Origin of the sequence: Stutzerimonas chloritidismutans (assembly GCF_051486945.1) — a bacterium.
Lineage (GTDB): Bacteria > Pseudomonadota > Gammaproteobacteria > Pseudomonadales > Pseudomonadaceae > Stutzerimonas > Stutzerimonas chloritidismutans_B.
Map to the genome: position 1 here is coordinate 811,181 of NZ_JAHVDX010000002.1, position 13,802 is coordinate 824,982.

Consider the following 13,802-nt stretch of genomic DNA (forward strand, 5'->3'; position numbering starts at 1 on the left):
GCTTACTTCCTAAACAGATTGTCACGATGCCAGGCCAAGTAACCACGATGACGCGGGTCGATCTGGCGCAGGCGAAGGTCGGGGGTGATATTGAGCGCTCGAGCGCTGTTTGGGTCCAGATCCTCGCCAAGGAGAATCTGCCCGTGGTCGTCGAAGCTGATCAGGCCCTGGTCGAAAGCCAGGTCGAGGTTTGGTGTCAGCAAAAGGCCGTTGAACGGATCGAGCCGCTCTGCCCCACTGGCGACGCGCCAGGGTTTAATGTGTGAGGCGCGCAGCAGCATCGGCACGCAGCAGTCGGTGACGGCACAGCCGCCCCAATACCCAAGCAGTTCATCGCGGTAGCCGCTCTGACCGACACGCGCCTTGATCAAGGCTTCGCGTTCGGTGTCTGTCAGAGCGATGTCTTCTGGTAGAACCTGAGCTAGCTCGGCGGAGCGATCCGAGTTGGAAACCAGCGTCCGCGGCTCGCCTAGTAGCTGGTCGACCAGCATCACCAAGGCCGCGCTGTTGTGGAACCCTACATCCACACCATAGGCAATGTCGCTTGCCCCTCCGTTGCGCCGCTTAGGAAAGCCGCGCAGATTGCTGTTGTGGTAGTAGCGCGTATGCCCCCTTTCGATACCGGGCAGCGATAGTAGGTCTCGTACGTCAGCCTCGTACTGGGGATGAAGCACGAGAGGCGCTTGCAGGCGAGCGTGGATACTGCTGCTTTGCTTGACGTAAACCGGCGCAGGCAGCCGAGCATGTTCGAAGCGTAAGACCTTCAATCCGGATTGTTCGGGACGCATGAAGCCGGTGCGTGTCAGCGTCGTAATGATTTCTTGAATGCTAAGCATGTGGAGGGCTGCAGGTCTGTATGTTGAGCGCGCTTATACTGCCGATTGCGGTGAATCAGAAACCGTAAATCGAACGGTGAGCAGCCAGGTACGGTAGGTGTTCTTCGGAAAGCGAGGTTATCGACAGTTCGCGAGACAGACCGAGTGATGCAAGGTGTTGATCTGTAACCATGGGCTTGAGCAATACCCGGCCCGCGCTATCAAAACTCATCAATCCCAGGTCGAACAACCGGTCCGCATTGGCGGACAACAGCAACCCATTGAAAGGGTCCAGCCTCTGTTCATCACTGCTCATCGCCCAGGGCCGAATATGACTTGCAACCAACGTAGGCAGCAAATCGCAGCCAGTAAGAGCGCACCGACCATTCCAACGCTCGACCAACGCTAAACGAAATTGCGTTTGCCCTACACGCACATTTAACAGGGATTGACGCTCGGTTTGGGTAAGCGTCGAGATTGCATGAGCGTCTTCAGCCGGGCCGAGCGTCGCCCGCGGGATCCAACCAAGCTGCTGAAGGGCCTCGTGCAATTGCGGGTACATATGCGCCCGGCTATGGGCTGTGTCTGGGTCAGAATCGAAATGTGCTAACCCATACACAAGATATTTCGGGCGAGGTACGCCTAGGATTTCCAGCAATTTTCCTGCGAACAGGCCGTATTGCAGATTCGCAGCGCTGTAGCTAGGAAAGCCGGCCAGAGCGGCAAGCTCTGACATCGTAAGGACCAACCCCGGCGCCTGCGCATGGCCCACCAGCATGCACCGTTGATTATCGGTCATGTTCGGCTCGATGATGCGCAGGGCGTGTACATATTCCCCCACGCTAACCGGCCGAATTGCACGCGCATCTAGTACAGGAGGCGCATTTTTCATCGCTTTTTCAATTAGCGCCCGCACTTGATCCTTGTTTTGAAGCTCCATGAATATTCTCGCGTGTTAATAGAAACGGAATGGAATCACGAGGCGTAAAGCTCGGACTCCAATTCTTGAATGGCTTGTTGATAGCCAGGCTTCCCACCAAATGCCCTCACAAGCTCCACTGGCGCACCTAACTGACTGAAAGGATCAAGCTGCAAGATCTTGATGTCTTCGATGTGCTCGATTCCCGTATCGGCGTACTTGTCGAGCAATGCCTCAAGCACCTGACGCGCAGCGCCGGAATATCTGGCGAAATAGTTGCGCTTTTTGACCTGCTCGGCACGCTCGCGACGCGACAAGGGCGGCTGATCGAAGGCAACGTGGCATATCAGGTCAAACGGATCCAACAGCTTGCCCTGCTTCTTTTCCACTTCTTCGGCCAGGGCTTCCCACATCACGCCCTGGGCGGCCATCTCATCGATGATGGCTTTCTTCTGCTCGGCATCACTCCAGCGGCGCAGGAAGTCATCCAGCGAGGCGAACTGCTTTTTCACGCAGGTGCGGGTGTAGTCGTTCAACGACTCGGTGATGAGCCGGCCGTCCGGTCCGTAGTACTGAACGCGCTCGGCGATGACGTAGATAGGAATGCTGTCGATGACGTACTTGATGCGCTTTGTGCCGTCTTCCTCGCCGGTAAACTCTAGGTCATCGCCTTCGGCACCGCTGCCTGCGCTGATGCTGTCACCTTCAACTAAGTCGTCAGGCGGTACGGGCGGCTCGCTGCCTTCAGGTGCATAGATCACCACCGGATCACCGTCAAAGGCCGGGTCGGCAAACAGTTCGGTGGCCTTTTTGAAGTCCATGATGGTGAACCAGTATTTGCCGAAGTCTTCGTTGATGCGGGTGCCACGGCCGATGATCTGCTTGAACTCGGTCATCGATTTGATGTGCTGGTCGAGCACGATCAGCTTGCAGGTTTGCGCATCGACGCCGGTGGTCATTAGCTTGCTGGTGGTGGCAATCACCGGGTAGCGCTCTTCCGGGTTGATGAAGTTATCCAGCTCGGCCTTGCCTTCCTGATCATCGCCGGTGATGCGCATGATGTACTTGCGGTTCTCTGCCACGCGCTCGGGATTGAGGTTGACCAGGGCCTGGCGCATACGCTCGGCGTGGTTGATGTCGTCGCAGAAGACGATGGTTTTCTGGAACGGATCGGTGGCCTTGAGGAACTCGGTGACCTTCTGCGCGACCAGCTGGGTACGCGCCTCGATGACCAGGGTGCGGTCCATGTCCTTGAGGTTGTAGATGCGGTCTTCGATCAGCTCGCCATTCTTGTCGAGCATGCCATTGAGCGGCCGCCAGCCTTGCAGGTCCTTATCAAAGTCGATGCGAACTACCTTGTACGGTGCGAGAAAGCCGTCTTCGATACCTTGCTTCAAGGTGTAGCTGTACACCGGGTCACCGAAGTAGGTGATGCTGGAAACCTCTTTGGTTTCCTTCGGCGTGGCGGTGAGGCCGATGTGAGTAGCACCCGAGAAATAGTCGAGAATCTCGCGCCAGGCCGAATCCTCCGCTGCGCTGCCGCGGTGGCATTCGTCGATCACAATTAGATCGAAGAAGTCGCGGGAGAACTGCTTGTAGACGTTCTGCTCTTCCTCGGCGCCGGTCACGGCCTGATAGAGCGACAGGTAGATCTCGTAGGAAGTGTCGATCTGGCGTTTGGCGATCTTGGTCATCGCCTGGCCAAAGGGCTTGAAGTCGTTGTTCTTGGTCTGGTCGACGAGAATGTTGCGGTCGGCCAGAAAGAGGATGCGTTTTTTCTGCTTCGACTTCCACAGCCTCCAAATAATCTGGAAGGCGGTGTAGGTCTTGCCGGTGCCGGTAGCCATGACCAGCAGGATGCGATCCTGCCCACGAGCGACGGCCTCAACGGTGCGGTTGATGGCATTGGTCTGGTAGTAGCGCGGCAAGCGCCCTGAGCCATCGTCGAAATAGGGCGCCTCGGCCTTTTGTCGGGCATCGCCTTCAAGCCCCTTCCACCGGCAATAACGCAGCCATAGTTCGGCGGGACTCGGGAATTGGCCGAGGCTCAGCTCCGTTTCGACCTGATCGCCCGTGCCGCTGCGGTCATGGAACAAAAAACCATCGCCGTTACTGGAGAACACGAAGGGCACGTCCAGCGCTTCGGCATATCCCAGCGCCTGCTGCATACCCGAGCCCAGGGAGTGCTTGTTGTCCTTCGCCTCAATGACAGCGATCGGGAGGTTGGTCTGGTGGTAAAGAATATAGTCAGCTCGGCGTGACTCACCGCGGCTGTGCAGCTTGCCGCGCACGATGATGCGCCCTTTGGTGAAGCTGACTTCCTCACGGACTTGTTTCTGCATGTCCCATCCCGCCATCGCAACGGCTGGAGAAATGTACTTGCTGCAGATGTCCCGCTCGGATAAAGACTTCTTGTCCATGCACCAGTCCTAAAAACGATACCAATACGGATGCCCTAGCCAAGGCAATTCACAGTCGAGCCGGATCACAGATAAAGCACTTGAAGAACGCGCCTAAAGCCGTCCTTGAGGCGCTGTAGCACCGCCTGGGTGTGCAGCGATGGCCACAATATCTTTGTGCCATCACCGGGTAAAGCTACAACCTGAACAGTCCGCCAAACGGAGCCATTGGGCGATCCTCTTCTGCCAGTATCGAACGAGGCTGAGGGGCTTCCTGCATCAAATGGTTTGATCATGCCAAGCTGGCTAACCAAGGGCGAATAATGGCCTTACGCTCATCCAGGCTAAGCGTGGCGACACCCTCCTTCACCAACGCCTTCTTGTCTCTGGTATGCGGGTTGACCACATGAGTATTTATGCTCGGGAGCGAGTTCGGATTGCTGCTCCACCGCAAGTTGAACGCCGCCATTTTCGGAAACCAGAACTGGCTAGCGTACGGCAAGTTGTCGTGAATCCACCAAGCCAACGGCGTCCAATCTTGGTGTTCCTCGTACCAAGGCAACAAAGCCGGCACGACGAGACAGGCTGTGGCGCCAAGGTAGCCATCGGCGCCCAGGTAGTCCCAAATATGTCCGCCATAGTTGCTCTCATTCGAGGCACAACTATATTGGTTTCCGTTTTCAGCGCCTTTCGCATTCACTGCCGGAGCACGATAAGCGGAGCGAATGCAAATCCGACCAAAACGATCCTGGAGCGGCTCGAGCAACTGCTCGCTAAGCTGGCGGCCAGCCTCGACTGCGCGATCTGGGTAATCCGGAACGTTAGGTATGCCTTCGATCTGAGAGATTTCTGAGTACAGAAAGTCTCGCATGAAGAAGTTTTTGGAGAGCCTGACGCGTCCCAGATCCTCTAGGGCGGCCACCGTTGCCGGTTTTTTCATCTGTATTTGTCCCTTGCTACCGCGTTGGTCAGCCCTGCACTGCTATCGTCAAACGGATCGTCGTTCAGTCGAATGTCGAACAGTTCAGTTGGGTGATCTGCTCACACGGTATGTCCATTGAGAAGACACATCTAGTCTGGCTACTCATACAGGTAAAGTTTACGGACGGGATTATTTCCGGTCACAGCTTGCTGCGAGCTAGGCAGCATAGCCGGAAGGTGCCCCCCTCTATGCTCGAAGGGCAGCCCCAAATAAGTGCAGGATCACGTTACATGGTAAACGCTACCCTACGGAGCTGGCACACGCTGACCAGGCAGCTGCAGGCCCAGGGTGAGAGGTTCGTAGAACATGGTACGCAACGTTGAAACGTACATTTCCGTGCGTACCAGCTTGCGTACCATGTCTTTGCGCACCTTCGACGGGTCAGCTTTCTCAACCCTTAGCGTTAGTAACGCAATGGTATCCAAAGAGCGGTATCCAAGCTGGTATCCACCCAAACCAGCAAATTTCGAAGGTTTAAGTGTGTATATCTAGCATTGGCTAGGGCAATGAGGGCAATGAGGGCAATGAGGGCATCATGTACTCATTTCGAGACTACTTGCGACAGCTACTCCGCCTACCAGGCTGGACAGGGCGACAAAGTCCGCAACCGGCTGTAAAGGCAAGAATGCATCCATTTTCACTGCGTAATGTTCGACGCCGGTTCAGATGCCTCGACAGCAGTCATACCCGACTCGGACGTGCAGGCAACTGAGGTCAGCAGGTATAGACTGGCTTAGGTAGAACCCGATGCACCCATAAACGTCGCATGGAATCGCCGGAGACATTATGGACACTCTCACGCTCGCAAGCGTCATGGCTCTCAGCTTCATCTCACTCGGCCTGCTGCTGTATTTCAGGCAACGCACTAAACAGCACCGCGGCGCCGCGATAGATCAAGAGCAGCCGAATAGGGGCGAAACAGTTACCGCGGAGGATCGGGCGTATGCTGAAAATTTCTACTGCATCATGCTGACTGACGGAACTTGTCGCCCCGGCTTCATGATGGACCCGCCGAAACAGGCACCCGACGTACGAACGTCCGAATCAAAACTGGACGATGGATTGACTCAGCTTGGGAAACTAGCGCATCCAGCCAAGCATCAGAAGCCATAGACGGACGGTTTCTTCAGCGGCTTGGAAAGTTGAAAACAGACACAGCGGCCGTGAAAATGTATCCCTACATGTATCCCTACTTTTTTATAAGAAAGAAAAACTCTTATATATCATTAAGTTATTCAACGAAACAGGGTGGCCCCGGCCCACCAAATTCGGAACCCCTGATTCTTGAGGAATCAGGGGTTTTTGCTTATAGGCCTATCGATTTCAGTACAAGTATCGGTATTGCCAAGCCCGACACTCCACAGTGGGACCGCTTCAGCAGAATGCGGTCAAGGAAGAGAGCCAGGAGCGAAGGATGCGTGCCAACTACGTTTTGATTGATTACGAGAACGTTCAGGCGTCATCCCTCGAACGGCTCATTGAGCCTCATTTCCACCTGAGGGTTTTTCTTGGCCCCAATAACACCAGACTTCCTACGGAGCTGGCAGTAGCTGTCCATCGGCTACGTGAAAGAGCTGACTATATTCTGCTCGACACCCCTGGTGCGAATGCTTTGGACTTCCACATCGCGTATTACCTTGGACAACTAGCCAGTGCAGACCCTACCGGCTTTTTCCATATCATTTCGCGGGACAAGGGATTTGATCCGCTTTTAAAGCATCTTAAAAACAGGGGCATTTCTGCGTTACGTTCAGCATCGATCGAGGATATGCCTTGCTTCAAGGCGCTTTGCAAAGCCTCTGTCCAACCGGACCGAGCGCTGGTCGCCGTTACACACGAGCCGAAACCTCAGCCTGTTCAGAAAACGCTGATTAAAGAACCGGTCTCCAACGATCTGGTGGTCAAGGCTGTCATCGCTGATCTTATAGGCCGGAAGGCATCCAAACCCAAGACGATCAAGACTCTGCTTAGCACCATTCATTCAAAGGTTGGTAAATCGACTCCCATCGAGAAAGTCGAGAGCATCTATGCCACGCTGCGGCAACACGGATATGTGAAGGAGAGCGGGAAGAACGTCTCTTATTCATTGCCGACAGCGTGCGGAGAGCCTAGTTTAATGGCGTCTACAAGGTCATCCGGCATCAATGCCTAATCATCCGTGACCTGGCTCGAATGGCCCTGGGTCAAGAGTGAAGCGGTTTGCGCCGTTCTGGATGCAATACTGGCTCTTGTACCGCCCTTCTTACACGCTCGGACTCAATTGGGCGTACCTACCGTGAGCACTCGGCGAGCCTGATGGGTCGGTGACTGGATCGAACAACAAAAGCGAGGCATGGCCTCGCTTTGTCAGCTTCCTCTCCCGCCATCAGCGCTTGGCTTTTTTCTTGTTGCGGTACTGGTCCAGCACGACTGCAACAACGATGATCACGCCCTTAATGATGTCCTGCAGGTAGGCGTCGACGCCGAGAAAGGTGAAGCCCGAGGCCATAACGCCGAGGATCAGCGCACCGATTACCGTACCGGTGATCTTTCCTACCCCACCAGCAAGACTGGTTCCGCCAATCACGGCGGCAGCGATCGCGTCCAGTTCGTACGACATGCCCATGCCGGCCTGCCCGGTTGCGGCGCGGGCCGAGGCAACCACGCCGGCCAGCCCGGCCAGCAGCCCGGCGATGCTGTAGACAATCACTAGGTGGCGCTTGACGTTGATGCCTGAGATGCGTGCGGCCTGCATGTTGCCGCCGATGGCGTAGGTGTACTTGCCGTATTTGGTGTAGCGCAGGGCGATATGGAAGACCACTGCAACGACCAGGAAGATGATCACCGGCATCGCGCCACTGCCGATCGCCGTATAGGACTCGCTGAGCATGCTCACCGGCTGGCCTTCGGTGTAGTAACGCGCCAGGCCACGGGCAGAGACCATCATGCCGAGCGTCGCGATGAACGGTGGGATGCCGGTGATGGCGATGATGCTGCCGTTGATAACGCCCGCCAGCAACCCGACCCCGAGCCCCGCCATGACCGGCACCCAGACCGGCATGTCGGTGAGCGACGGGAATACCGCGCGGCCGAAATCGGAGGTCTGCGCCAGGCTCGCGGCGACCATCGCCGAGAGGGCGAGCACCGAGCCGGAAGAAAGGTCGATGCCTGTGGTGATAATGACCTGGGTCACGCCGATGGCCAGCAGGCCAATGATCGAAACCTGCAGGATCATCAGCACCAAACGCTGGGAATTCATCAGGAAGCTTTGGTCACGAACCACCCAGCCAAAGGCTTCAAAAATCAGGCCGATACCGATCAGCACCAACAGGATGCTGACCTCGGTCGGCATGCGCCGACGCGAACGCGCCGGGGTTTCGAGGGGCTTGTTTTCGGAAATCGCGCTCATTGTTCTTATCCTCGCTTGCGGGCCGCACCCCGGACGGGCACGGCCATCCGTTCAATCCGTCAGTGCAGGGTGTTCAGGCCCGAGGCCAGATGCATGACCTTCTCCTGAGTCGCTTCGGCGCGGTCGAGAAAGCCGGTCACCTCGCCTTCGTGCATGACCATGATGCGGTCGCTCATGCCGAGCACCTCGGGCAGCTCGGAGGAGATCATGATCACCGCCATGCCCTGCTCGGCGAGCTTGGCGATCAGGTGATAAATCTCGGCCTTGGCGCCGACATCGATGCCACGCGTGGGCTCGTCAAGGATGAGAATGCGCGGGTTGGTCATCAGCCAGCGCGCCAGCAGCGCCTTCTGCTGGTTGCCGCCGGAGAGGTTGGCGATGCATTGCTCGAGCGAGGGCGTCTTCACCCGCAGGGTCCGGCGCATTTCCTCGCAGAGCTCGTGCAGCGCCTTTTCATTCACGAAGCCGCCACCGGTGTGCTTGGGCAGCACGGCGACCTCCATGTTTTCCTGCACGCTGAGGCACGGAAATATGCCGGTGTCCTTGCGGTCCTCGGTGAGTAGCGCCATGCCGCGGCCGATGGCCTGGCAAGGGTCGGTGATGCGGATCGTTTCGCCACCGAGGATGACTTCACCACTGGTGGCCGGCGTAACGCCGAACAGCGTCTCGGCGACGTTCGTGCGCCCCGAGCCCATCAACCCGGCGATGCCCAGGATCTCGCCCGAGCGAAGGTCGAAGGAGACGTTCTGGAACACACCGTCGAGCGTCAGGTTGCGTACCGCCAGGACGCGCTCGCCGATCGGCGCCTTACGCTCGGGAAAGAGCTGGTTCAGCTCGCGGCCGACCATCATCGAGATCAGGCTGTCGCCGTCCATGGCGTCGGCGCGTTGCAGGCCGATGTAGGCTCCGTCGCGGAACACCGCGACCTCGTCGGCGATATTGAACACCTCGTCCATCTTGTGGGTGATGTAGATGATGCCCTTACCCTGCGCCTTGAGGTCCGCGATGATCTCGAACAGGTGCGCCACCTCGGTCTCGGTGATCGCTGAGGTTGGCTCGTCCATGATCAGCACGTCGCTGTCGTAGGACACCGCCTTGGCGATCTCCACCATCTGCCGTGCGGCAATGCTGAGTTCGCCCACCGGTTCATCCGGGTCGAGGCGGATGCGCAGGCGGTCGAGCAGGTCTTGGGTGCGCCGGCGCATCTCGCCGTGGTCGACCAAATGCAACGCATTGAGCGGCTCGCGACCGAGCCAGATATTTTCAGCGATCGTCATGTGCGGCATCAGGTTGAGTTCCTGGTGGATCATCGCGATGCCGGCCTGCAGCGCCTGCAATGGCGTCTGGAACTCCATGCGCTGGCCACGCAGGCGCAACTCGCCGGCGTCGGGCTGGTAGATGCCAGCGATGATCTTCATCAGCGTGGACTTGCCGGCGCCGTTTTCGCCCATCAGCGCCAGCACGGTGCCGGGGCGCAGGCGCAGCTGCACGTCGTCCAGCGCGACAACGCCGGGAAACCCTTTATGTACGTTGATGATTTCGAGCAGATAGTCCGAGCCTTGCAGCATCGATGGTTCGGCGGAACGGGTCATGGCAGCGGAACTGAGCATGGTGCGTCTCCAATGGGGCACCGCCGGCGCCCGCGCCGACGGCTGCGGTCTTCGCGTTAGCGTTGGTAATTTTGGAAGTTGTCGCGGGTCACTAGATGCACATCGATCCAGATGTCGCCGGAGAGCGCCTTGCCTCCGGCCAGGTCGACGGCGGCATCCAGTGCCTGTTTGCCCATGGCCACCGGATCGCGCAATACGCTCAGGGCGAGCTGGTCGCGGCCGATTGCGGCGAGGCCGTCCGGGGTGCCATCGATGCCGGCGACCGGCAGCTCGCTGCCAGCCTGGCGCAGCGCCATCGCGGCGCCGATGCCCATTTCATCATTGTTGGCTGCGACCGCATCGATTTCTTCGCCCGACAGCAACCAGTTGTTCATCAAGTTCATGCCCTGGTCACGTTGCCAGTCACCGGACTGCTCCTCGACTACGCGGATGTCCGGGTAATCGGCCAGCACGCGCTTGACGCCCTCGGTGCGCTTGCGGGTGTCGTCATGCGCCAGCCGCCCGAGCAGGATCGCCAGGTTACCCTTGCCCTGCGTGCGCTCGGCCAAGGCACGCATCTGCATTTCACCAATGGCGCGCTCGTCGGTGCCGACGAACACCACGCCCTTCGGAAAGCTATCCACCTCCGGGCGGCTGTTGAGGTAGACCAGCGGGATGCCTGCAGTGACCACGCGTTCGGTGATCTTCGCGGTCGCTGCGGTATCGGCCGGGTTGACGATGATGGTGTCGACGCCCTGGCTGATGAAGTTTTCGACGTGGCCGATCTGGCGCACCACATCGCCGCCGGCGTCCTCGAGGTTGAGCGTCGCGCCGCCCGGAATATCGGCGGCGCGGTCCTGCATGGCGCGGACGAGGTTAGCGATGTAGTTGTCGTATTGAGCGACGGCCACGCCGATGCGCAGCTCGGCATAGGCGTGGGTACCGAGAAGCCAAAGGCATACGCCGATGGCCAGGAGGATGCGTAGAGGCATGTCGGTCTCCGGAGTGGTGGAGTCAGTGAAGGCGGACGAAGCCGGCCGCGGGTAGCCCGCACAGGAGCCGCCCGCCATGCCGCTGGCAGACGCAGGCAGTGTGTAGGCGATCGAGCTGGCGAATCAGGGCGCGGGCACGCGAAAACGCGTTGCGCTGAGGCGACACAGGAGACGGGGCGCCCCGGTGGCTGGAGAAGATATTCATCGACAGTACCTGTTTTTGGTCTTGTTCTTGTCGTGGCGGGCGCCCTGTTGAAGCACCCGCCTGGTCGTCAACCTGACTTGACTCTAGTGGACTATAAATTCCATTTCAATGAATGATTGAAATTTATTTTCCATATCTCACTTACCAAGAATGTTCGACCTGGATGCCGAAGTTGGCACCGTGGCGGTCGTTACCGAAACTGCCGGTGTCCGACAGCGCCGAGCCGGCCATCAGCTCGCTGGCAGCCTTCTGAGCCGCGCGGTTCCACACTGCGTAGGTCACGTAGAACCGCACCTCCGGGTGCGCGCCCTTGAAGGTCGGGCCGCTGGGCGACCAGGTCGGTGCAAGGGTGAGTTTGCTGAGCGTGCGGGTGCCGCCAGGCGCGCGGACCCGGTCATGGCCCAGCTCGGTGGCGAACTTGAACTGCTCGGTGAAGCCGTAGACGGTGCGCGCGCCGACCGACAGCCAATGCTGGTCGTCACCGTCGCGCCGCTCGTCCTTCTGGTAGACGACCTGGAACTGCCCGCCCCAGCGCGGCGTGGTTTGCCAGTCGAAGAACTCGACGATTCGGTAGCTGGTGTTGTCGCTGTCGAGCCCCACGTCACCGGTCGAACCCAATGCGATACCGGGTCCCGCGCCGTACTGCAGGGCCAGGGTATTGGTGCCGCCGAGGCCGAGGAAATCGGCCTGCTTGTGCTGCGCGGTCAGCGCCCAGCCGCTGTGGGCATCGTCCTGCCAGCTCGGTTTGTCGATGTAGCTCGCCCCAAGCTCTAGCTCGCCGCCGGGGTTGGTTTCGAAACCGGCGACGTTGAAATCGTGCCGGTTGACGTAGCGCTCCTGGTCGAGGTTGTCCTTGCGCGAAAAGGCGTAGCTGTAGCGCAACCCACCGATCTCGACGTCCTCGATGCCGCCGCCGGTCGCGCTCTGGTTCCAGTAAAAAAAGTCGGAAATGTCGATGGAGTTTCGCTTGTAGTAACGGCGCCCAGCCCAGAGCGATCCGCCGTTGAGTGCGGCGATGTCGTTCCAGTAGGCGTAGGCCTGGACCATCCGCGCACGGCCGTGATCGCCCATGAAGTGCGGCGTGTGGTCGTACTCATTGAACAGCTGCGCCATGCCGTATACGCCGACGCGCGAGCCGTCATCGAGGCGGAAGAAATCTTGCCAGGCGCCTAGCTCGATCAGTTGTTCGCACTCGTTGCCCAGGCGGTACTTGGACGCCGCGCCCGGCAGCAGAAAGCATTGCTGCGAATCGGAGCCGGACGATCCACCGGCGCCGATGCGGAAGTAGCCCTCGGTTTCCAACGCCATGGCCGCGGGAGCACTGAACGCGGCGGCGAGGCAAATCGGGGCGGTGACGGTTTTTATTGTTTTCATGCTGTCTGTTCCTTAGGTCTCGTGTGGCCCGTGCCCTTTCCTCGGGGCGAGCGACGCCCGCGAACCCAGGCGTGTCGCACACGGGCGGAGAAACGAATGGGGTGTTATCAGGCGGCCCGGCGCGAATGCGGGGCCGCCACTGGCGTCACTGCTTGAGGCGCGCCTGGAAAGACTCGACGTTTTCAGGCGTGATCAGCTCGTAGGGAATCCATACGCTCTGCTCGACCTTTTCGCCTTTGGCCATTTTGATCGCCGCCTCGATGGCGCCGCGCGCCTGGCCGCGTGCGTCCTGGAACACCGAGGCGGTGAGCATGCCGCGCTTGACCGCCGCGAGACCGTCCGGGGTGCCGTCAACGCCGCCGATCAGCACCGAGCCCTTGCCGCGCCCGGCCTGCTGCAGGGCCATGGCCGCGCCGATACCCATCTCGTCATTGTTGGAGGCGACCGCATCGAACTCGCGGCCGGAGAGCAGCCAGTTGCTCATCAGGTCCATGCCCTTGTCACGCATGTAGTTGGCCGTCTGCTCTTCGACGACCTGGATATCCGGGTACTTGGCCAGCACTTCCTTCATGCCCTTGGTGCGGTTGTGCGTCGAGTTGTTCGCCAGGTCGCCGAGCATGATCACGACATTGCCCTTGCCGCCCAATTTCTGGGCCAAGTATTCCATTTGTAGACGGCCGGCCTCCAGATCATTGGAGGCGACGGTAACGACGCCCTCGGGCAGCTTGGAATCATCCGGCCGGCGATTGACGTAGATCAGCGGAATGCCGGCCTTGACCGCCGACTGGGTGATGTTGCGCGTCGCGGCAGTGTCCACCGGGTTGACGATGATGGCGTCTACACCCTGGCTGACGAAGCTCTGCACCTGGTTGAGCTGTTTGACGACGTCACTGCGAGCGTCTTCGAACTGCAGCTGCACGCCTTCCTCCTTGGCCTTGTTGGCCATGGACTCGCGCAGGTAGGTCAGCCAGTTGTCGTCGAACTGCGACATGCTCACGCCGAATTTCATCTCGGCCATGGCGGTGCCGGTCACGAGCAGGGAAAGCGCCAGCGTGGCGATGCGTGTCTTGATCCGCATGATGGGTAACTCCGTTTGTTCTTATTCGATGGAATGCAGGGTGCAAATCAGCGGCGCGCCA

Annotated in this window: 11 protein-coding genes; 2 read left to right on the forward strand and 9 right to left on the reverse strand. The window is 59.0% G+C overall.

Annotation, left to right across the window (positions count from 1 at the left end):
- Nucleotides 1-2 precede the first annotated feature (2 nt).
- The 4 genes from KXR72_RS10885 to KXR72_RS10900 all read right to left on the reverse strand — a co-directional run bounded on the left by KXR72_RS10885 (nt 3) and on the right by KXR72_RS10900 (nt 5,073).
- Nucleotides 3-836, reverse strand: a complete 834-nt coding sequence (locus tag KXR72_RS10885; RefSeq protein ID WP_437421121.1) for an HNH endonuclease — start codon at nt 834-836, stop codon at nt 3-5.
- A gap of 55 nt (nt 837-891) precedes the next feature.
- Nucleotides 892-1,755, reverse strand: coding sequence for an HNH endonuclease (locus KXR72_RS10890; RefSeq protein ID WP_437421122.1), 864 nt, complete (start codon nt 1,753-1,755; stop codon nt 892-894).
- A 35-nt stretch (nt 1,756-1,790) separates the two neighbouring features.
- On the reverse strand, nt 1,791-4,154 hold the full coding sequence (gene hsdR, locus KXR72_RS10895) for an EcoAI/FtnUII family type I restriction enzme subunit R (protein WP_437421123.1): 2,364 nt from the start codon (nt 4,152-4,154) through the stop codon (nt 1,791-1,793).
- Between the two features lie 271 nt (nt 4,155-4,425).
- Complete coding sequence (locus KXR72_RS10900; RefSeq protein WP_437421124.1) at nt 4,426-5,073, reverse strand: peptidase M15; 648 nt, start codon at nt 5,071-5,073, stop codon at nt 4,426-4,428.
- Nucleotides 5,074-5,901: 828 nt separating this feature from the next.
- On the opposite strand from KXR72_RS10900, the gene KXR72_RS10905 reads away from it, so the two are divergent.
- Both KXR72_RS10905 and KXR72_RS10910 read left to right on the forward strand, forming a co-directional pair.
- Nucleotides 5,902-6,228, forward strand: a complete 327-nt coding sequence (locus KXR72_RS10905; protein ID WP_437421125.1) for a hypothetical protein — start codon at nt 5,902-5,904, stop codon at nt 6,226-6,228.
- Nucleotides 6,229-6,529: 301 nt separating this feature from the next.
- A complete protein-coding gene (locus KXR72_RS10910) occupies nt 6,530-7,267 on the forward strand; it encodes a PIN domain-containing protein (RefSeq protein WP_437421126.1) in 738 nt (245 codons plus the stop codon).
- Nucleotides 7,268-7,480: 213 nt separating this feature from the next.
- On the opposite strand, the gene KXR72_RS10915 is transcribed toward KXR72_RS10910, so the two are convergent.
- The 5 genes from KXR72_RS10915 to KXR72_RS10935 form a co-directional block, all read right to left on the reverse strand.
- Nucleotides 7,481-8,503: an ABC transporter permease gene (locus tag KXR72_RS10915; RefSeq protein WP_437421127.1), complete on the reverse strand. Its 1,023-nt coding sequence runs from the start codon at nt 8,501-8,503 to the stop codon at nt 7,481-7,483.
- 59 nt (nt 8,504-8,562) lie between these two features.
- Complete coding sequence (locus KXR72_RS10920) at nt 8,563-10,113, reverse strand: sugar ABC transporter ATP-binding protein (protein ID WP_437421128.1); 1,551 nt, start codon at nt 10,111-10,113, stop codon at nt 8,563-8,565.
- 56 nt (nt 10,114-10,169) lie between these two features.
- Entirely contained in the window at nt 10,170-11,084 is a 915-nt protein-coding gene (locus tag KXR72_RS10925) for a substrate-binding domain-containing protein (protein WP_437421129.1), read from the reverse strand.
- 346 nt (nt 11,085-11,430) lie between these two features.
- Nucleotides 11,431-12,663 carry a maltoporin gene (locus KXR72_RS10930; protein WP_437421130.1) on the reverse strand — a complete coding sequence of 411 codons (1,233 nt, stop codon included), beginning with the start codon at nt 12,661-12,663 and terminating at the stop codon, nt 11,431-11,433.
- A 145-nt stretch (nt 12,664-12,808) separates the two neighbouring features.
- On the reverse strand, nt 12,809-13,741 hold the full coding sequence (locus KXR72_RS10935) for a sugar ABC transporter substrate-binding protein (protein ID WP_437421131.1): 933 nt from the start codon (nt 13,739-13,741) through the stop codon (nt 12,809-12,811).
- Between the last annotated feature and the right edge of the window lie 61 nt (nt 13,742-13,802).